General features: G+C 66.8%; 20 protein-coding genes. 2 read left to right on the top strand and 18 right to left on the bottom strand.

Translation table 11 applies throughout. The features are described from left to right. Positions 1–6: 6 nt before the first annotated feature. The 16 genes from HMPREF2914_RS15950 to HMPREF2914_RS15875 form a co-directional block, all read right to left on the bottom strand. A complete protein-coding gene (locus tag HMPREF2914_RS15950) occupies positions 7–381 on the bottom strand; it encodes a chemotaxis response regulator CheY (RefSeq protein ID WP_003083073.1) in 375 nt (124 codons plus the stop codon). A gap of 101 nt (positions 382–482) precedes the next feature. Next, on the bottom strand, positions 483–1,226 hold the full coding sequence (gene fliA / locus HMPREF2914_RS15945) for an RNA polymerase sigma factor FliA (protein ID WP_003083070.1): 744 nt from the start codon (positions 1,224–1,226) through the stop codon (positions 483–485). After that, on the bottom strand, positions 1,223–2,065 hold the full coding sequence (gene fleN / locus HMPREF2914_RS15940; protein ID WP_003083064.1) for a flagellar synthesis regulator FleN: 843 nt from the start codon (positions 2,063–2,065) through the stop codon (positions 1,223–1,225). The genes fliA and fleN overlap by 4 nt, the downstream gene beginning before the upstream one ends. A gap of 138 nt (positions 2,066–2,203) precedes the next feature. Beyond that, positions 2,204–3,493 (bottom strand): flagellar biosynthesis GTPase FlhF, encoded by a 1,290-nt coding sequence (gene flhF / locus HMPREF2914_RS15935; RefSeq protein WP_003087102.1) that lies wholly within the window; start codon positions 3,491–3,493, stop codon positions 2,204–2,206. A gap of 83 nt (positions 3,494–3,576) precedes the next feature. Then, positions 3,577–5,700: a flagellar biosynthesis protein FlhA gene (flhA, locus tag HMPREF2914_RS15930; protein WP_003083059.1), complete on the bottom strand. Its 2,124-nt coding sequence runs from the start codon at positions 5,698–5,700 to the stop codon at positions 3,577–3,579. Positions 5,701–5,838: 138 nt separating this feature from the next. Next, complete coding sequence (locus HMPREF2914_RS15925; RefSeq protein WP_023092032.1) at positions 5,839–7,191, bottom strand: TPM domain-containing protein; 1,353 nt, start codon at positions 7,189–7,191, stop codon at positions 5,839–5,841. A gap of 32 nt (positions 7,192–7,223) precedes the next feature. Further along, positions 7,224–8,483 carry a TPM domain-containing protein gene (locus HMPREF2914_RS15920; RefSeq protein WP_023092033.1) on the bottom strand — a complete coding sequence of 420 codons (1,260 nt, stop codon included), beginning with the start codon at positions 8,481–8,483 and terminating at the stop codon, positions 7,224–7,226. A gap of 72 nt (positions 8,484–8,555) precedes the next feature. Then, positions 8,556–9,692, bottom strand: a complete 1,137-nt coding sequence (flhB, locus tag HMPREF2914_RS15915; protein ID WP_003083056.1) for a flagellar biosynthesis protein FlhB — start codon at positions 9,690–9,692, stop codon at positions 8,556–8,558. Positions 9,693–9,694: 2 nt separating this feature from the next. Then, on the bottom strand, positions 9,695–10,471 hold the full coding sequence (fliR, locus tag HMPREF2914_RS15910; RefSeq protein WP_003083054.1) for a flagellar biosynthetic protein FliR: 777 nt from the start codon (positions 10,469–10,471) through the stop codon (positions 9,695–9,697). Further along, entirely contained in the window at positions 10,471–10,740 is a 270-nt protein-coding gene (gene fliQ, locus HMPREF2914_RS15905) for a flagellar biosynthesis protein FliQ (protein WP_003133225.1), read from the bottom strand. The genes fliR and fliQ overlap by 1 nt, the downstream gene beginning before the upstream one ends. A gap of 44 nt (positions 10,741–10,784) precedes the next feature. Continuing rightward, positions 10,785–11,552 (bottom strand): flagellar type III secretion system pore protein FliP, encoded by a 768-nt coding sequence (gene fliP, locus HMPREF2914_RS15900; protein WP_003083052.1) that lies wholly within the window; start codon positions 11,550–11,552, stop codon positions 10,785–10,787. Next, entirely contained in the window at positions 11,549–12,001 is a 453-nt protein-coding gene (gene fliO / locus HMPREF2914_RS15895) for a flagellar biosynthetic protein FliO (protein ID WP_023092034.1), read from the bottom strand. Before fliO ends, fliP begins: the two co-directional genes overlap by 4 nt. A 1-nt stretch (position 12,002) precedes the next feature. Further along, the gene (gene fliN, locus HMPREF2914_RS15890) at positions 12,003–12,476 is read right to left on the bottom strand and encodes a flagellar motor switch protein FliN (RefSeq protein WP_003083049.1); all 474 of its coding nucleotides are present in this window, start codon (positions 12,474–12,476) and stop codon (positions 12,003–12,005) included. Between the two features lie 27 nt (positions 12,477–12,503). Further along, positions 12,504–13,475, bottom strand: a complete 972-nt coding sequence (gene fliM / locus HMPREF2914_RS15885) for a flagellar motor switch protein FliM (RefSeq protein ID WP_003083045.1) — start codon at positions 13,473–13,475, stop codon at positions 12,504–12,506. A 7-nt stretch (positions 13,476–13,482) separates the two neighbouring features. Then, positions 13,483–14,004, bottom strand: a complete 522-nt coding sequence (gene fliL, locus HMPREF2914_RS15880; RefSeq protein ID WP_003083042.1) for a flagellar basal body-associated protein FliL — start codon at positions 14,002–14,004, stop codon at positions 13,483–13,485. 244 nt (positions 14,005–14,248) lie between these two features. Further along, positions 14,249–15,532 carry a flagellar hook-length control protein FliK gene (locus HMPREF2914_RS15875; RefSeq protein WP_023092035.1) on the bottom strand — a complete coding sequence of 428 codons (1,284 nt, stop codon included), beginning with the start codon at positions 15,530–15,532 and terminating at the stop codon, positions 14,249–14,251. A gap of 187 nt (positions 15,533–15,719) precedes the next feature. On the opposite strand from HMPREF2914_RS15875, the gene HMPREF2914_RS15870 reads away from it, so the two are divergent. Both HMPREF2914_RS15870 and HMPREF2914_RS15865 read left to right on the top strand, forming a co-directional pair. Further along, positions 15,720–16,307, top strand: a complete 588-nt coding sequence (locus HMPREF2914_RS15870; RefSeq protein ID WP_003083037.1) for a UPF0149 family protein — start codon at positions 15,720–15,722, stop codon at positions 16,305–16,307. 11 nt (positions 16,308–16,318) lie between these two features. Beyond that, entirely contained in the window at positions 16,319–16,726 is a 408-nt protein-coding gene (locus tag HMPREF2914_RS15865) for a YbaN family protein (protein WP_003087079.1), read from the top strand. A gap of 8 nt (positions 16,727–16,734) precedes the next feature. Here the strand turns inward: HMPREF2914_RS15865 and HMPREF2914_RS15860 are convergent, their stop codons facing one another. After that, positions 16,735–18,180, bottom strand: coding sequence for a sensor histidine kinase (locus HMPREF2914_RS15860; RefSeq protein ID WP_003140283.1), 1,446 nt, complete (start codon positions 18,178–18,180; stop codon positions 16,735–16,737). Then, a complete protein-coding gene (locus tag HMPREF2914_RS15855; protein ID WP_003083028.1) occupies positions 18,158–18,847 on the bottom strand; it encodes a heavy metal response regulator transcription factor in 690 nt (229 codons plus the stop codon). The genes HMPREF2914_RS15860 and HMPREF2914_RS15855 overlap by 23 nt, the downstream gene beginning before the upstream one ends. Positions 18,848–18,948 lie beyond the last annotated feature (101 nt).

The raw sequence follows: 18,948 nt of genomic DNA, 5'->3' as shown, positions 1-18,948 counted from the left end.
CCGGCTTCAGCCGTTGACCCGCTCGAAAATCTTCTCGATCTTTTCCTTCAGGACCTGAGCGGTGAAGGGTTTGACCACATAGCCGTTGACCCCGGCCTGGGCCGCTTCGATGATCTGGTCGCGCTTGGCCTCGGCGGTGACCATCAGCACCGGCAGGTGCTTGAGGCGCTCGTCGGCGCGAACCGCGCGCAGCAGATCGATGCCGGTCATGCCCGGCATGTTCCAGTCGGTGACGAGAAAGTCGAAATTGCCGCTGTGCAGCATCGGCAGCGCCGTGGTGCCGTCGTCGGCCTCGGCGGTATTGGTGAAGCCCAAGTCCCGCAAGAGGTTCTTGATGATGCGTCTCATCGTGGAAAAGTCGTCCACGATGAGAATTTTCATGTTCTTGTCCAAGTAAACCTCCGTACAGACCAGAGCGCGCCCCAGGGGACGCGCCACACATTCTTTTGCGTTAACGGTTACAAGCTGCGGTCGAGGCCGGTTCAGGCCGACCGCCAATCGGCCAGGCGCGCACGCAAACGCGCGGCGCACTGGCTGTGCAACTGGCTGACCCGCGATTCGCTGACGCCCAGTACCTCGCCGATCTCCTTGAGGTTGAGTTCCTCGTCGTAATACAACGCCAGCACCAGGCGCTCGCGCTCCGGCAACTTGGCGATGGCATCCGCCAGGGCCGCCTGAAAACGTTCGTCGAGCAGGCCGTGGATCGGTTCGTTGTGACTGAGGCTGGTGTCTTCCGGCAATCCATGTTCGCCGTCCTGCAACAGGTCGTCGAAGCTGTACAGGCGGCTGCCCTGCGTGTCGCTGAGGATGCCGTAGTAATCTTCGAGGCTCAATTGGAGTTCGGCAGCAACTTCGTGATCTTTAGCGTCGCGTCCGGTTCTCGCCTCGATCGCGCGGATCGCGTCGGTCACCATGCGCGTGTTGCGGTGCACCGAACGCGGCGCCCAGTCGCCCTTGCGGACCTCGTCGAGCATGGCCCCGCGGATGCGGATGCCGGCATAGGTCTCGAAGCTGGCGCCCTTGCCGGCGTCGTATTTCTTCGCGGCCTCGAGCAGGCCGATCATGCCGGCCTGCATCAGGTCCTCCACCTGCACGCTGGCCGGCAGGCGGCCGAGCAGGTGATAGGCGATGCGCTTGACCAGTGGTGCGTAACGCTGGATCAGTTGCTCCTGGGAGTTCTGCGCTTGCGCCTTGCTATACATACGCACTCCAGAGGCCGCTGTCATACGGCCGAACCTGTCGCGGGGTGTTGGACCAGTCGTTCGACGAAGAACTCCAGGTGCCCGCGCGGGTTGGCCGGCAGCGGCCAGCTGTCGACCTTCTGCGCGACCGCCTTGAAGGCCAGGGACGCCTTCGAGCGGGGGAATGCCTCGTATACGGCTCGCTGTTTCTGCACGGCCTTGCGTACCGACTCGTCGTAAGGGATGACACCTACATACTGTAGTGCGACGTCGAGGAAACGGTCAGTGACCTTGGTCAGTTTGGCGAACAGGTTGCGTCCTTCCTGCGGGCTGTGGGCCATGTTGGCCAGGACCCGGAAGCGGGTCATGCCGTGGTCGCGGTTGAGCAGCTTGATCAGGGCGTAGGCATCGGTGATCGAGGTCGGTTCGTCGCAGACGACCAACAGCACCTCCTGCGCGGCGCGGACGAAACTGACCACCGAATCGCCGATTCCGGCGGCGGTGTCGACGACCAGGACATCGAGGTTGTCGCTGATATCGCTGAACGCCTGGATCAGCCCCGCATGCTGCATCGGCGAGAGGTGCACCATGCTCTGCGTGCCGGAGGCCGCGGGAACGATGCGCACGCCACCGGGACCGAGGAGGAGGACATCGCGCAGTTCGCAGCGTCCCTCGATCACGTCGGCCAGGGTGCGCTTGGGCGTGAGTCCCAGCAGGACGTCGACGTTGGCCAGGCCGAGGTCGGCATCCAGCAGCATGACGCGACGGCCGAGATCGGCCAGAGCCAGTGCCAGGTTCACCGACACATTGGTCTTGCCGACGCCGCCCTTGCCGCCAGTTACTGCGATCACCTGTACGGGATGCATGCTACCCATCTGCTTCATACCTTGTGTTGTCGTCTTCCCGGAACGCCCCTTCCAGCGCTCTCCGGTATTGGCGGGAACGATGCGCCATCGTTCCCGGCCCGGCGGAAGCCACCTTCGCTTCCGTCACCCGCGCCACGCGCGGTTCTTCCCACGTCCTCAGCCGGCACGCCGCGCCGGTTGCTGGTAGAGCCCGGCGAACATCTCGGCCATGGCGTCCTCGCTGGGCTCTTCCGGTGCCTGCAGGCTCACCGCCCGGCTGACCAGTTGGTGACTGCGCGCCACCTGCAGGTCGTCCGGAATCCGCGGCCCATCCGCCAGATAGGCTACCGGGAGACGCTGGGCGATAGCCAGCGCCATCGATTCACCGAGGCTGCCCGCCTCGTCCAGCTTAGTCAGGATGCAACCCGCCAGCCCGCAGTGCCGATAGGTCTGGTAGGCCGACTTGAGCACCTGGCTCTGGCTGGTGGTGGCCATCACCAGGTAATTCTTCACGTTCAGGCTCGGCGACGCCAGTGCCTCGAGCTGCATGCGCAATGCCGGGTCGCTGGCCGGCAGGCCGGCGGTATCGATCAGCACCATGCGTTTGCGCGCCAGCGGCGCCAGGGCCTGGATCAGCGACTGGCCGGGATCGACCAGGGTCACCGGTACGTTGAGGATCCGACCGAGGGTCTTGATCTGCTCCTGGGCGCCGATCCGGTAGCTGTCCATGCTCACCAGCGCCAGGCTCTGGGCGCCGTACTTGAGGACGTAGCGCGCGGCCATCTTCGCCAGGGTGGTGGTCTTGCCGGCGCCTGCCGGGCCGACCAGGGCCAGTACGCCGCCCGCGTCGAGCGGGTCCTGCTCGGGGGTCTGCACGGCACGCGACAGGTGCGCCAACAGCATGCGCCAGGCCTGGCGCGTATCGCCCACCGCGGCGACCCGCTCCAGCAACGGCTTGCTCAGCTCCGCCGGCAAGCCCATGCGCTGCAGGCGCCGCCAGAGATTGGCCTGCTGCGGACGCTGGTGCTGCAACTGGCCCCAGGCGATGGAACCCAGTTGTACCTCGATCAGCTCGCGCAGGCCGTTCAGTTCGAAACGCATTGCCTCGAGGGTCTGGCCGCCCGCCTGGGGCTTGGCCTGCGCCGCCGTCATGGACTCGGCCAGGGACGGACGCGCCGGCTTCTCCTCGGCGAACAATTGACGGTCCTTGCGCTGGTTTTCCGCCGGACGCGCCGTCAATTCGGCGCGCGCCTCGGCGATCCGCGCCTGGGTCTTGCGCAGCTCCACTTCCAGCGCCGGGTTGGGCTTGCTCGGCGCCGGCGGGGCCTGGTAATCCAGCGCCGCGGTCAGCTCGATGCCGCCGGCGACCCGGCGGTTGCCGAGAATCGCGGCGTCCGGACCCAGTTCGTCGCGGACCAGTTTCATGGCCTGACGCATATCGGCGGCGAAGAAGCGTTTGACTTGCATTGCCCGAACCCCTCAGTTCAGTAGTCTTGCCGGCAACCTCAGGTTGCCCGGTGTGCCGGCCCTGGAGCCGGCGCAGCCCTCGTTCAGTTCTGCCCCACCGTCGCGACGATGGTGACTTGCTTGTTGTCCGGGATTTCCTGGTAGGCCAGCACATGCATGCTGGGCACCGCCATCCGCGCGAAGCGCGACATCATCGAGCGGATCGGTCCGGCAACCAGCAGGATCGCCGGCTTACCGAGCATCTCCTGGCGTTGCGCGCTCTCGATCAGCGAGCGTTGCAGCTTCTCGGCCATCCCCGGCTCCAGCAACATGCCGTCCTCGGAGCCTTGTCCGGCCTTCTGCATGCTGTTCAGCAAAATCTGTTCCAACCTCGGCTCGAGCGTGATCACAGGCAGCTCCGGCTCAAGCCCGACAATGCTTTGCACGATTGCGCGGGACAACGCGACGCGAACCGCGGCGACCATCGCGCCGGGATCTTGACTCCGTGGAGCGACGTTGGCGATGGCCTCGGCGATGGTACGGATGTCGCGCACCGGCACCTGCTCCTGGAGCAGCGCCTGCAGGACCTTGAGCAGGGTGGACAGGGAAATCAGCCCCGGCACCAGCTCTTCCGCCAGCTTCGGCGAGCTACGCGCGAGCAATTGCAGGAGCTGTTGCACTTCTTCATGGCCCAGCAGCTCGTGGGCGTGCTTGTGCAGCACCTGGTTCAGGTGAGTGGCGACCACGGTGCTCGCATCCACCACGGTGTAGCCCAGCGACTGCGCCTGGTCGCGCTGGCCGGGCTCGATCCATACCGCCTCCAGGCCGAAGGCCGGGTCCTTGCCGGCGATGCCGTTGAGGCTGCCGAATACCTGGCCGGGGTTGATCGCCAGCTCGCGATCGGGATAGATCTCCGCTTCGGCCACGCTGACCCCCATCAGGGTCAGACGGTAGGCGTTGGGCAGCAGGTCGAGGTTGTCGCGGATGTGCACCGAGGGCATCAGGAAGCCCAGCTCCTGGGACAGCTTCTTGCGTACGCCCTTGATCCGCGCCAGCAGTTGCCCGCCCTGGTTGCGGTCGACCAGCGGGATCAACCGGTAGCCGACTTCCAGGCCGACCATGTCCACCGGGGTGACATCGTCCCAACCCAGTTCCTTGACCTCCTGGGCGCGCTGCGCCGGCAGCAGCTCCTGCTGGCGCTGCACCTCCTGCTCGGCGACCTGCTTGGCCTTGTTCTGCCGGTGCCAGATCCAGTAGGCGGCAGCACCGGCCAGGGCGCCGAGGCCGATGAAGGAAACGTGCGGCATGCCCGGCACGGCGCCCATGGCGATCAGGATCGCCGCGGAAATCGCCAGCGCCTTGGGCGAGGCGAACATCTGCCGGTTGACCTGCTGGCCCATGTCCTCGGAACTGGAGACCCGCGTCACCATGATCGCCGCCGCGGTCGACAGCAGCAGCGACGGCAGTTGTGCCACCAGGCCGTCACCGATGGTCAGCAGGGCGTAGACCTTGCCGGCATCGCCGAAGGACATCGAATGCTGGATCATGCCGATGGCGACGCCGCCGATCAGGTTGATGAAGAGAATCAGCAGGCCGGCGATGGCGTCGCCGCGGACGAACTTGCTGGCACCGTCCATCGAACCGTAGAAGTCGGCCTCCTGGGCCACCTCGCTGCGGCGCTTCTTGGCTTCCTCCTGCTCGATCAGGCCGGCGTTGAGGTCGGCGTCGATGGCCATCTGCTTGCCGGGCATGGCATCCAGGGTGAAGCGCGCGCTGACTTCGGAAATCCGCCCGGCGCCCTTGGTCACCACCACGAAGTTGATGATCATGAGGATCGCGAACACCACCACCCCGACCACGTAGTTGCCGCCGATCACCACTTCGCCGAAGGCCTGGATCACCTTGCCCGCGGCGCCATGGCCGTCGTGACCGTGGAGCAGCACCACGCGGGTCGAGGCAACGTTCAGCGCCAGGCGCAACAGGGTCGCCACCAGCAGGATGGTCGGGAACACGGCGAAGTCCAGCGGCCGCAGGGCGTACACGCAGACCAGCAGGACGACGATGGACAGGGCGATGTTGAAGGTGAACAGCACGTCCAGCAGGAATGGCGGGATCGGCAGGGTCATCATCGCCAGCATGGCCAGCAGCAGGACCGGCACGCCGAGGCTGCCGCGCCCCAGCCCCGCCAGGTTGCTGCGCACATTGCTGATCAGTTGCGTGCGATCCACTCTCGACTCCCCTGCCCTGCGTATGGCGCCCGTAGGTGGGCGCCGAACAAACTTTTGACGCCGGAATGCGCGTCGGGCGGGTCACTGCAGGAACCGTTCCAACTTTTCAATTCATTGATTGAAAAGGGTTTTCGCCAATCACCAACTACCGGAGGCGCCACCGCCGCCACTCGAGCCTCCGCCGCCGGAGAACGAGTCCGAAGACGAACTGGACGAACTGGACGAACTCGACGACGAGGAACCCGATGAGCTAGCGTAATCGCCGCCGCGCCGACGCCCTCCCCCCGAGCCGCCGGCGCTGAAATTGCAACCGATGAGCAGCGGCAGGCAAGCGGCGGGCAGGATGATCAACGCCTCGATGCTGTTCAGCGGGTCGTCCACCAGCAACAGCAGGCACTCCAGGGCCAGGGTCAGCAGCAGGCCGAGCAGGCCCGGCAGGTAGGCCCAGCGCCGTCCTCTGCGCAGCCCCTGCCAGGCACCGGCCAGCATCAGCAGGGTCAGCCCCAGCGAAAGCGGCACGGCCAATCCGTAATGGAGCACCGGCAGGCCATAACGGCCGTAGGCCCAGAACAGCCCCAGCGCATAGAGCACAAGAATGGCGAAGAACCAGCGGGCACCGCGCGAATACGTGAGCAACGCGCCGAAGCCGACGCCCAGGACCGCCACCATCTCCGCCAGCGCCACCATCGCCCCTGCCGGCCAGTGCCGCCCCAGCGCCAACGCCGCAGCGAGCGCCACTACCGCGCCCAGGGTCCAGTACCAGGCGCGCGGACGTACCAGCAGCGCCACCCCGCCGAGAGCGCCGAGCAGGAATGCGATAGCCAGGGTCTGCCGTACCGCGCCGGGCTCCAGCGGGTCGCGCGGCGGCGGCGGCAACGCCTCGCCGTCGATCAGTCGTACCAGGCGCTGCGCCGCCGCTTCCAGGCCGCCGGCGTAGTCTTGCTGACGGAACGCAGGGGACATGTATTCGCGGATGATCCGCCCGGCATCGATGTCGGTGATCGTTCCTTCCAGGCCGTAACCGACTTCGATGCGCATGCGCCGGTCGTCCTTCGCCACCAGCACCAGGACGCCGTCATCGATCCCCTTGCGCCCCAGCTTCCACGCCTCGAAGACCCGCGTCGCATAGGCCTCGATGCTGTCCGGATAGGTGCTAGGCACCATCAGGATCGCTACCTGGGCACCCTTCCGGGCCTCCAGCGCGGCCAGCGAAGCTTCCAGGCGGGCACGCTCGGCGGCGTCGAGGGTCGCGGTAAGGTCGGTCACCCGCCGCGCCAGCGCCGGAACCTCCGCGGACTCGTAGCCCGCATCGCGCGCTGCCTCGGCCTCGGCGCCGACCGCCGATGCCTCCACGGCCTCCTCCTCGACATCGGACGCTGCCACCGCGACGGTGACCGGCACCGTCGCGGTGGCAACGGAGGGAATCGCGGCGGCGCAGAGCAGCATGCCGAACAGCCGAAGCATGGCGAGATAACGCGTGATTGCAGACATCCTTGTCTCCGAATGAAATGAACGGGAACCCATTACCAACTGCCCGAGGCACCGCCTCCGCCGCTGGAACCACCGCCCCCGGAAAAGCCGCCGGACGACGAGGAGGAAGAGGAGGAGGAACCGCCGCCGGAGCTTCCCGACGAGCCTCCACCACCCCCACTCAGGCGTACCTGGCCGAACACCAGCAGCCCGAGCATGAGCTGGAACGGTAGCAGGGCCAGCCAGACCAGCGGTGCGTCCAGACCACCGGACAGCAATCCGAGCAGCAGGTAGGCCGCCAGCAACGCCCACAGTCGGCGGTGGAAACTTTTCCGCCGCTCGCGCCATAGCGAGCGCATCAGGCGGTAGTTCGACCAGCAGAGAAGCGCCAGCATCAGCACCCCGGCCGGCCACAGCAGGCCGTAGATGAAGGACACCGCGCTGAACCAATGCGCCGCCAGCCCGAGCAGGGCTACATAGACCAGTACGCCGATCACCAGGTAGAAGGCCGGGCGCACCGTCCACAGCGCGCCGAAGGTCGCGCCGCCGACCAGCATGCACAGCGGAGCGACCAGCAGCACGCTCATCCATTCGCCGGAAGCGCCGGCCAGCGTGCCCAACAGCCAGCAGAGCAGCGCCCCGCCGAGCAGCCAGGGCCAGCGCAGCGCCCGGGCACTCAACAGCACTCCGGCCAGCGCTCCGTAGATGAAGGCGACCAGCAGCGCCCAGGCTTCCGCCGGCAATGGCCCCAGCGAGACTTTCGGCGCACCCGACGACGCGGCCGCCGGCAGCGTTTCGCCGTCGACCAGGCGGATCAGCTCGTCCACCGCGGCCTCGATCCCGCCGGCGTAGTCACCCTCGCGAAATGCCGGGGCCATCCGCTCGCGAATGATCCGTCCGGCGACCACATCTGGCACCGCACCCTCCAGGCCGTAGCCGACCTCGATGCGCATGCGCCGGTCATCCTTGGCCACCACCAGCAGCAGACCGTCGTCGACCGCCTTGCGGCCGAGCTTCCAGGCCTGGAACAGCTTGTCGGAGAAGGCTTCGATATCGAGGGTACCGGTAGTCGGCAGCATCACCACCGCGATCTGCGCACCGCGTCGCCGCTCCAGCGCCTCAAGCTTCTCCACCAGGCGTTGGCGCGTCGCCTCGTCCAGCGTGTGGGTGGCATCCACCAGCCGCTCCGACAGGGGCAAGGCGACCCATTCCGCCGGCGCTTCGGCGTGCGCAGGCATCCAGGGCAGCAGCCAGGCCAGGGCGAGCAACAGGAGGACAGGCGGGAAAATACGATCAGACAGGGTTCGATCCATGAACGGCAAAGCTCTCATCCCGAGCGGGTACCGGCCAAGGCTGCCACAGCGCGGCGCGCAGCTCCAGCCCGGTCACTCGTCGCGACGCAGGTCCGGCGGGATCGGCAGGTCCTTCAACGGGCTCGGCCGCTTGCCCTTGCCGGCCTGGTACTGCTTGAGCTGGTAGACATAGGCCAGTACTTGGGCCACGGCGAGATAGAGTCCGGCGGGAATCTCCTGGTCCAGCTCGGTGGAGTAGTACACCGCTCGCGCCAGCGCCGGCGACTCCATGACCATCACCTTGTGCTCCTGGGCCACCTCGCGGATCTTCAGGGCCAGGAAATCGTTGCCCTTGGCCAGCAGCAGCGGCGCCCCGCCGCCCGCCGGGTCGTACTTCAGGGCTACGGCGAAGTGGGTCGGGTTGGTGATCACCACGTCGGCCTCCGGCACCGCCGCCATCATCCGTCTCTGCGCCATCTCGCGCTGCATCTGGCGGATCTTCGACTTGACCTCGGGCTTGCCCTCGGAGTCCTTGTATTCGTCGCGGACTTCCTGCTTGGTCATCAGCAGCTTCTGGCGGTTGTCCCAGATCTGGTAGGGCACGTCCACCGCGGCGATCAGCAGCAGGCTGCAGGCCATCCAGAAGGCGCTCCAGCCGACCACCCGCACGCTGTGCAGGATCGCCTGCTCGAGCGGCTGGTGCGCCAGGGCCAGGAGGGCGTCGCGGTCGGCGGATAGCACCAGCAGGGCCACCGCCAGCACCACCAGGAACTTGATCAGCGCCTTGCTCAGTTCGAGCAGCGACTTGGCGGAAAACATCCGCTTCAGCCCCGACAGCGGGTTGAGCCGGCTGAACTTGGGTTGCAGGGCGTCCATCGAGAACAGCCAGCCGCCGAGGGCGATCGGCCCGACGATCGCCGCCACCAGCAGCATCAGCAGGATCGGCCAGAGCCCCTGGGCAGCCAGGTAGGCCGAAGCGCCGAGCAATTGCAGCATGCTCTCGGTATTCATCGCGGTTTCCCGGGACAGCTCGAAATTGCTGCGCATCAGGCGCAACAGGGCGCCCGCCAGGTCGGCGCCGTAGATCAGCAGGCCGCCGGCGCCGGCCATGAGGATGGCCAGGGTGTTCAGCTCCCGCGAACGCGGCAACTGCCCTTTCTCGCGCGCCTCGCGGCGGCGTTTCTCCGTGGGTTCCTCTGTCTTGTCCTGCCCGCTCTCGCTCTCGGCCATGGCTATTTCGCCCGCACCAGTTCACGGAGGAATTGCAGGGCCTCGCCGGCCAGCACCTGGTACTGGCTGAGCAGGTCGGCGGTGCCGATCCAGAGGATCACCAGGCCCAGCACCAGGGTCAACGGAAAGCCGATGGAGAAGATGTTCAGTTGCGGCGCCGCGCGGGTCATGGCGCCGAAGGCGAGGTTCACCACCAGCAGCGCGGTGATCGCCGGCAGCGCCAGCAGCAGTGCCGCGCCCATCACCCAGCCGAGCTTGCCGGCGATGATCCAGAAATGGTTGCCGCTCAGGCCCTCGCCCACCGGCAGGGTGACGAAGCTCTCGGCGATTACCTCGAACACTACCAGGTGGCCGTTCATCGCCAGGAACAGCAGCGTCACCAACATGGTGAAGAACTGGCCGAGCACCGGCACCGAGACGCCGTTGGCCGGGTCGACCATGGAAGCGAAGCCCAGGCCCATCTGCATCGAGATGATCTGCCCGGCGATCACGAAGGCGTGGAACAGCAACTGCAGGGAAAAGCCGAGCAAGGCGCCGACCAGGATCTGCTCGCCGATCAGCAGCATGGCCTTCATGCTCAGCGCGTCCACCTGCGGCATCGGCGGCAGGTTCGGCACCAGCACCACGCAGACGCCCAGCGCCAGGTACAGTCGCACCCGCACCGGCACCAGCTGGGTGCCGATCACCGGCATGGTCATCAGCAGCGCCGCGACCCGGAACAGCGGCAGCACGAAGCTGGCGATCCAGCCGCCGATCTGCGCGTTGGTCAGCTCCAGCATCAGCCGATCAGCAGCGGGATGTTGCCGATCAGCGTCTGGGTGTACTCCATCAGCTGCCGCAGCAGCCAGGGGCCCAGCACGATCAGGGTGAGCAGGATCACCATCAGGCGCGGCAGGAAGCTCAGGGTCTGTTCGTTGATCTGGGTGGCGGCCTGGAACATCGCCACCACGAGACCGACCAGCAGGCTCGGAACCACCAGCACGCCGACGATCAGCGCCGTCAGCCACAACGCCTCGCGGAACAGGTCGAGTGCCACCTCAGGGGTCATGTCTCTCTCCAGCGCGCCAGCGGCGCGTCAAGCCGGCGGCACCGCTAGACGGTGCCGAAACTGCCCGCCAGCGTCCCGATGATCAGCGCCCAGCCATCCACCAGGACGAACAGCATGATCTTGAACGGCAGGGAAATGATCAGCGGCGACAGCATCATCATGCCCATCGCCATCAGCACGCTGGACACCACCAGGTCGATGATCAGGAACGGGATGAAGATCATGAAGCCGATCTGGAACGCTGTCTTCAGCTCGGACGTGACGAAGGCCGGGACCAGGATGGTCAGCGGCGTCGCCTCCGGGCTGCCGATGTCGGTGCGCTTGGACAGGCGCACGAACAGCTCCAGGTCGGAGGTGCGAGTCTGCGCCAGCATGAACGCCTTCAGCGGTACCTCGGCCTTTTGCAGGGCTTCCTGGGCGGGAATCTGCTCGTTCAGGTAGGGCTGCAGGGCCTGGCTGTTGATCTTGTCGAATACCGGGGCCATAACGAACATGGTCAGGAACAGCGCCAGCCCCACCAGCACCTGGTTCGACGGCGTCGATTGCAGGCCCAGCGCCTGGCGCAGGATGGAGAAGACGATGATGATCCGGGTGAAGCTGGTCATCAGCATGACGAACGCCGGGATGAAGCTCAGCGCGGTCATGATCAGCAGGATCTGCAGGCTGACCGAATACTCCTGCTGGCCCTGGCCGTTGGTGGTCACGGTGATCGCCGAGATCGATGTCGGGTCGGCGGCCAGCGCCGGCCACGGCGCCAGCAACAGGAGGCAGAGCGCGGCGAGCGCGCCGGCCAGGGAGATGCGCGGAGTCATGGCTTGCCCTTGGGGTCCTTGTTCAGCAGCTCCAGCAGGCGCTGGGCGAATTCCGGCGTGGCCGGCTCGCCGTCCGGCAGGTGTACCGGCTCCTTGAGCACGTGCAACGGCGTGATCCGGCCGGGCGTCAGGCCGAGCAGGATCTGCTCCTCGCCGACCTGCACCAGCACCAGCCGGTCGCGCGGACCCAGCGGCTGGCTGGCAAGGGTGCGGATCAAGCGGTTGCCGCGCGGACCGGCCTGTTGCACCCGGCGCACCAGCCAGGCGAGCAGGAAGATCAGGCCGATCACCAGGCCCAGGCCGAGCACCAGTTGGGCCAGTTGCGCGGCGGCGCCGGAAGCGGCGCCCACCGTCGGCGCGGCGGCACCCGTCGTCCCCTCGGCGGCGCACAGCGGCGCGCTCAGCGAGGCGAGTGCCGGCAGTAAGCCGGCGAACAGGTAGCGACGCATGTCAGCGCAGCTTCTTGATGCGTTCGCTGGGACTGATCACGTCGGTCAGGCGGATGCCGAACTTCTCGTTCACCACCACCACCTCGCCGTGGGCGATCAGGGTGCCGTTGACCAGTACGTCCAGCGGCTCGCCGGCCAGGCGATCGAGTTCGATCACCGACCCCTGGTTCAGCTGCAGCAGGTTGCGGATGCTGATGTCGGTATGCCCGACTTCCATGGAGATGGTCACCGGGATGTCCAGGATCACATCCAGGTTGGGCCCCTCCAGGCCGGAAATGGTCGGCGCCTTCGGCGAAGCGCCGAACTCTTCCATCGGCGCCCGCGGGGTGCTCGGCTCCGCCACGGGGGTCGCGCCGCCCTGGGCCATCAGCGCATCGATGTCGTCCTGGCTGGCGTCGCCCGCCTCGGCCAGCGCCGCCGCCCATTCGTCGGCCAGTGCCTGTTCCTCGGTGGTCACTTTTTCTTCGTCTGCCATGGTTCGTCTTTCCTCCGGGGGAAGCGGTCAGCGCGAGCGCTCGACCGCTTCGAGAATCTGTAGCGCCAGGTTGCCCTTGTGGGCGCCCAGCTTGACCTTGAAGGCGGGCACGCCGTTGGCGCGCATCACCATGTGTTCCGGCATCTCCACCGGGATCACGTCGCCCGGCTGCATGTGCAGGATGTCGCGCAGCTTGAGCTGGCGGCGGACCACGGTGGCGCCGAGCGGTACCTGGACGTCCAGCACGTCCTCGCGCAGGGCCTTGATCCAGCGCTCGTCCTGGTCGTCGTGGTCGGACTGGAAACCGGCGTCGAGCATCTCGCGGATCGGCTCGATCATCGAATAGGGCATGGTGATGTGCAGGTCGCCGCCACCGCCGTCCAGTTCGATGTGGAAGGTGGAGACCACCACCACCTCGCTGGGACTGACGATGTTGGCCATGGCCGGGTTGACCTCCGAGTTGACGTACTCGAAGTTCATCTCCAGCACCGCCTGCCAGGCTTCCTTCAGATCGACGAAGGCCTGCTCCAGCACCATCCGCACCACCCGCAGTTCGGTCGGGGTGAACTCGCGGCCCTCGATCTTGGCGTGGCGGCCGTCGCCGCCGAAGAAGTTGTCCACCAGCTTGAACACCAGCTTGGCGTCGAGGATGAACAGCGCGGTGCCGCGCAGCGGCTTCATCTTCACCAGGTTGAGGCTGGTGGGAACGTACAGCGAGTGCACGTACTCGCCGAACTTCATCACCTGCACGCCGCCGACCGCGACGTCGGCCGAACGGCGCAGCAGGTTGAACATGCTGATGCGGGTGTAGCGGGCGAAACGCTCGTTGATCATCTCCAGGGTCGGCATGCGGCCCCGGACGATGCGGTCCTGGCTGGTCAGGTCATAGGACTTGACCGATCCCGGCGTCGCCTCGACTTCGGTTTCCACCAGGCCATCGTCGACGCCGTGCAACAGCGCGTCGATTTCATCCTGGGAAAGCAGATCTTGCACGGCCATGGGATACCTACTGCAGCACGAAATTGGTGAACAACACTTGTTCGATAGCCAGTTGGCCGGTTTCCTTCTTGGCCAGTTCCTGCAATCCGGCGGTCGCCTGCTGGCGGAGCATTTCCTTGCCCACCGGCGTCACCAGCGAGTCGAAACTCTGACTCGAGAACAGCATCACCAGTTTATTGCGAACCAGCGGCATGTGCTCGCGCAATGCGTCCATCTGCGCCTTGTCGCGCCCCATCAACGCGACGCCGACCTGCATGTAGCGCTGCCGGCCGTTCTGGTTGAAGTTGACGACGAAGGCCGGCGCCAGGATCTCGTAGAGCGCCGGCTGCTTGCCCGGCTTCGCCGCCTCGCTGGCGACTTCCTCGGTCTTCTCGGCCTTCAGCGACTTGCTGAGGAAGAACCAGGTGCCGCCCACCGACAGGCCGATCGCCAGCAGCAGGCCGACCACGATCAGCAGGATCAGCTTCAGCTTGCTCTTGCCGCCGCTCGGAGCCCCCGCGTCGGCGGGTGTCGCCTCTTTCTTAGCCATGCCAAAAATCCGTCGCTATAGCGTCAAATGAAGGGTTTCACAGGGGCAGAGCAAGGGTTGTGCCATTTCTGCAACGCCGCCCCGCCCCCTGGGGCCAGCCCCGGAGGGCTGTCCGAGATGATAGACGGCGCGGATATTACAGCCTGGCCACAGGAAATCATCCCCGTCTTTTTGCGAAATCGCCCGCTCCGGAAAAAGAAAGGCCTCCCGCAGGAGGCCCAAAGGGGAAATGCAGTCGTTCGCCTCAGGCGTAGTAGTCGACCAGACCGCGCGCCGCCGACGCACCCGGCCGGCTGCGGATCTCGCTGACTCCGGCGAGGGTTTCCTCATCGCCCGAGGCCTCGCCGGCAAAGCCGCGTCCGCGCGCCGATCCGCCCTCGCCCTGCTGCTGGCCCTGCCAGCCCCGCGCCAGCGACTGGTCGGAGACGTTCACGTCGAGCTGGTTCATGCCCTGCTGGCTGAACATGTCGCGCAGCCGGTGCATCTGGCTTTCCAGGGCGTCGCGAACGCCGGCGTTGGGACTGGCGAAGGTCACCTGGGTCTGGTCGGCGGTCATGTGGATGCGCACGTCCAGGCGTCCCAGTTCGGCGGGGTCGAGCTGGATCTCCGCCGACTTCAGGTTCTGGCTGGACATCCACATCACCCGGTCCACCACCGCCTCGCTCCAGCCGTTCTGCTGCATCGCCACCGGCTGGCCGGGCACCGTGCCGTTCACCGGACGGTTGGTCAGGGCCTGTTGCGCCATGGCCTGGGTCAGCCCGTTGAGCTTGGCCGCGAAAGGTTCACCGCGGGGTTCCGCCTTGCTCTCCAGCAGGCTCTCGGAGGCGGCGCTGGCGACGGCCGGCTCGGCGGTCTGCTGCAACTGGGCCTCGAGCGCCTTGCCGTCGACGGCCTTGGTCAAGGAATCCGAGGTCAGGCCGGCAAGGGCATCGCCGAGGTTCGCCTGGCGGGGATCGGCGCTCTTCGCCGGCCCGCCTTTCGCCGTCTGCGCGGCGTCCTGGGCGCCCTGCTCCAGGGCCATGTTCACCGCCGGCACGCCGTTGAGCTTGACCAGGGTCGGGTCGCTGCTGGCTTCGGTAAGGCTGGCCGGAGCACTGCTGGCCGTCGGCACGGCCGGTGGCAGCAAAGTCGCCTGGGTATTCTCGTCGAGCAACGGTACGGCACCGCCGAGACCGAGCAATTGCAGCGGATCGACCGGCGTTTCGACTTTATCTTCGCCGTCGGCCTTGGCCTGGCCGTCGGCCGGCAAAGGCTTGCCGTCTTCGGCAACGGCCGGCTGCCTGACGGCATCCGTCGGCTGCGCTTCGGCGGCGTCCTTGCCGGCGTCCCGCGGCTTGTCCCGCGAACCCTTCGCGGGACCGTCGGCGCGCTCGGCGGGCTTCTTCGCGGTCTCCTTGGCATACATGTCGGAGAAGCTGGAAGTCTTGTCGTTACTAGGCTCAGGCGTTTTCTGCTGGCTCTTCGGCGCAGCGGCCTTGGGCTTTACATCAGGCGTCGGCGGCAACAACACACCAGGGGCGACGGCCATGGGAATTCTCCATTTGCGAAGGGATTGCGTCGTGGCTTGCGCAAGGGATGGAGCAAGGTCCGGGCCAACTTCGCCGAGAGCCTCCGTGAAACGCTCGCCAGGGCGCCGCAGCAGGCACGCTCGCTTTGCCCGCAGGTCCCGTCTGGACTACAATCCAGAGCCGCATCCCTCCCGAGGTAGTACCCTGATGTCCTTCGCCGAAAAACTGTCCCGTCTGCAAGCCTTCCTCGATGCCGATGACCTGCACGAAGAAGCGCTGGACTACGTGGCGACCCACGGCTACCTGACCGCCCTCTCCATCTGCCCGGAGCAGGTGCCGGAGCGGGAGTGGATCGACGCCCTGTTCGCCGAACCGCCGCACTACCGCAGCGATGAGGAGCGCCAGGAGATCGAGACTTCCCTCGAGCAGCTCAAGGCGCACATCACCCGCGTGCTGGCCAGCGACGAAGACCTCGAGCTGCCCTGCGACCTCGACCTCGGCGACGAGCCGGACGACTCCGACCTGCGCGGCTGGTGCATCGGCTTCATGGAAGGCGTGTTCCTTCGCGAGGAAGTCTGGTTCGAGCAGGCCGAGGAGGAAGTCAGCGAATTGCTGCTGCCGATCATGGTCGGCTCCGGTTTGTTCGACGAGCAGCCCGAGTTCGACGAGATCGCCCGCGACCGCCACCTGGTGGACGACATGGTCGCGCAGATTCCCGACCTGCTGACCAACCTGTTCCTGCTCTGCCAGGCGCCGGAAGAAAAGCCCGCCCTGCTCAAGCCGCGCACGCACTAAGGAGCGCCGCGGTGGCGCAGCGGGAAATTCGCCCGAGCGCTCGTGCCTGGGTGCGCTATAGCCTCCAGGCCGTGGGTTTCCTAAGCGTAGCCCTGGGCGTGATCGGCATCTTCCTGCCGGTGCTGCCGACCACGCCTTTCCTGCTCCTCGCGGCGGCCTGCTTCATGCGCAGCTCGCCGCGCTTCTACCACTGGCTGGTCGGCCATCCACGGCTCGGCCCGTGGATCCGCGACTATCTCGACGGCGAAGGCATCCCGCTCAAGGGCAAGGTCTACGCCATCGGCCTGATGTGGGCCAGCATCGCCCTTTCCTGCTACCTGGTCCGACGCCCCTGGGCCCAGGGCTTCATGCTGACCAGCGCGGTACTGGTCAGCATCTATATCCTCCGCCAGAAGACCCGCCCGCCGCACGACGCCTGAGGGCCCGCTCAGGACAGTGCCGGATCGCCCTCGCCCAGCGGCAAGCGGTCGCCGGACCCGCGTCGCTCGGGGCTCAGCACGGTGAAGCCGAAGGTGTTCCAGCCGTCCGCGCTGTCGACGAACACCGAACCGCCGTGCATGCTCGCCACCGCCTTGACGATGGACAGGCCGAGGCCATGGTTGGCCTCGCTGTTGCTGCGCGCCGCGTCGACCCGATAGAAGCGCTCGAACAGGTGCCTGCGGTGCTCGTCGGCGATCGGCACGCCGGGGTTGCTCACCGCCACCCGCACTTCGTCGCCACGCCGCTCGACGCCGACCCGCAGCGTGCCGCCGGCGGCGGTGTGCTGGGCGGCGTTGTACAGCAGGTTGGTCACCGCCCGCTGGAACAGGGCGCGCTCGACCAGCGCGCGGGCCTCGCCGCGCACCTCGATACCGACCCCGGCCTCGTCGAAGATCACCTCGAGGAAATCCACCGTGGTGGCGATCTCGCCGGCCAGCGAGGTTTCCTCACGCTCGCAGGCCAGGCGTCCCTGGTCGGCGCGGGCGAGGAACAACATATCGTTGACGATCGCCCGCAGCCGCTCCAGCTCCTCCAGGTTGGATTGCAGGACCTCTTCGTAATGTTCGCCGCTGCGTTCGCGGGACAACGCCACCTGGGTCTGGCCGATCAGGTTGGTCAATGGCGTGCGCAGCTCGTGGGCGACGTCGGCATTGAACGACTCCAGGCGCACGTAGGCCTGCTCCAGGCGGTCCAGGGCGCCGTTGAACGCCCCCACCAGCTCGCGCAGCTCGGCCGGCAGCGGCGAGAGCTGCAAGCGCTGCGACAACTGCCGCGGGCTGATCCGCCGGGCCTCCTCGGAGAGCCGATGCACCGGCCACAGGCCCAGGCGGGCGATCCAGTGGCCGAGCAACGAGGCCAGCAGTACGCCGAGGGCGGACAGGCCGAGCAGCCATTTCACGGTGGAGGTCCGCGCCTCGTGGAACGCCGCGCTGTCGATGGCGGTGACGTAGGTCAGCCGCGGCCGCCCCTCGCGCGCCGGCAACACGCCGACCCGCGCAGTCAGCGCGTACCGGTGCTCCGGCAACTGCAGTTCGTAGCGGCCGGCGCCATCGGCGATCAGCCGCTGCACCGGTTCGCTGAAGCGCCCGTAGTGATAGCGCGGGTCGTCGCTGTCAATCCAGAAACGGATCAGCTCGTACTCCTGGCTCAGGTTGTCCAGCTTGCCCTGCAGGTGCGGCCAGCGCTCGGCCAGGTCGGGATGGTCGAGCATCCGCGAGACCATGTTGAAGCGCACGTCCACCTCGCCCTGCTGCAGGCGCTCGGTCTGGCGGTCGAGGATGCAATAGAGCATGGTGCCGATGAGGGCGAAGATCACCACCGCGGCGCCGGCGAACATTCCCGCCAGGCGGGTCGACAAGGACATGCCCACCTCAGCCCGACTCCGCCAGCGCACGGTTCTCCAGGACGTAGCCCATGCCCCGGATGGTATGCAGTAGCTTGTTCTCGAACGGACCGTCGAGCTTGGCGCGCAGGCGCTTGATCGCCACCTCCACGACATTGGTATCGGTATCGAAGTTGATGTCCCAGACCAGTTCGGCGATCGCCGTCTTCGATAGGATCTCGCCGCTGCGCTGGGCCAGCACGCAGAGCAGCGCGTACTCCTTGGCAGTCAGCTCCAGGCGAGTGTTGCCGCGGAAGACCTTGCGGCTGAGCAGGTCGATGGACAGGTCGGCGATGCGCATCTGCGAATGGCTTTCGTGGTTGCCGCCGCGCCGGGTCAGGGCCTGCAGGCGGGCAACCAGTTCGAGGAAGGAGAACGGCTTGATCAGGTAGTCGTCAGCGCCCTCGCGCAGCCCGCGCACCCGGTCTTCCACGCGCTCGCGCGCGGTGAGCATGATCACCGGGGTCTGCCGCCGCTCGCGCAACGCCCGCAGAACGCCGTAGCCGTCGACGCCCGGCAGCATCACGTCGAGCACGATCACGTCGTACTCGCCATGGAGCGCCAGGTGGCGACCGTCGATGCCGTTGTCCGCCAGGTCCACGGTGAACCCCTGTTCACTGAGGCCACGGTTCAGGTAGTCCGCCGTCTTCGCCTCGTCCTCGACAATCAGTACCCGCATCTATCGCCCGATCCTCTGTTCGCCTTCGCATCCCGGGCGGGACGCATGCCTGCCTGCATCCTAGCCACGCGCCGCCGTCCAGGAAAGCCGTGTCCGTTACG

The organism is Pseudomonas sp. HMSC067G02, assembly GCF_001813485.1.
GTDB classification, from domain to species: Bacteria; Pseudomonadota; Gammaproteobacteria; order Pseudomonadales; family Pseudomonadaceae; genus Pseudomonas; species Pseudomonas aeruginosa.
Note: the sequence above shows the minus strand (reverse complement) of the source record. Positions and strands in the feature narration are given on the sequence as shown.